Source organism: Acinetobacter sp. GRABPA_MV_2 (genome assembly GCF_056725885.1).
On record NZ_JBWZNA010000071.1, the window covers coordinates 1 to 396 of the forward strand.

Genomic DNA, 396 nt, shown 5'->3' on the forward strand with positions numbered 1-396 from the left:
CTCTACCACTTCAGAAACCTGAGCAATGGTGACATCCGCAGCCATCGCCATAATCGGGCCAAAGTTACGTGCAGATTTACGGTAAACCAGATTGCCCCAGCGATCGCCCTTGTAGGCTTTAATCAAGGCAAAGTCAGCCTTGATCGGATATTCGAGTACGTAATCTTTCCCATCAATCTCACGGGTTTCTTTGCCTTCAGCTAAAAGTGTTCCAAAGCCTGTTGGGGTAAATACCGCCCCAAGCCCCATACCAGCTGCCTGAATACGGCAAGCCAAATTACCTTGTGGGACCACTTCAAGCTCAACCTTTCCAGCACGGTACAATTCATCAAACACATAAGAGTCAGACTGACGCGGAAAAGAACAGATGACTTTTTTAACCGAACCAGCTTTAAG

At 47.5% G+C, this 396-nt stretch carries 1 protein-coding gene; it reads right to left on the bottom strand.

What is annotated here, in order from left to right; translation table 11 throughout:
• Positions 1-396: 3-oxoacid CoA-transferase subunit A (locus ACXM0J_RS18865; protein ID WP_304457414.1), on the bottom strand; the 396-nt coding region annotated here is incomplete at both ends.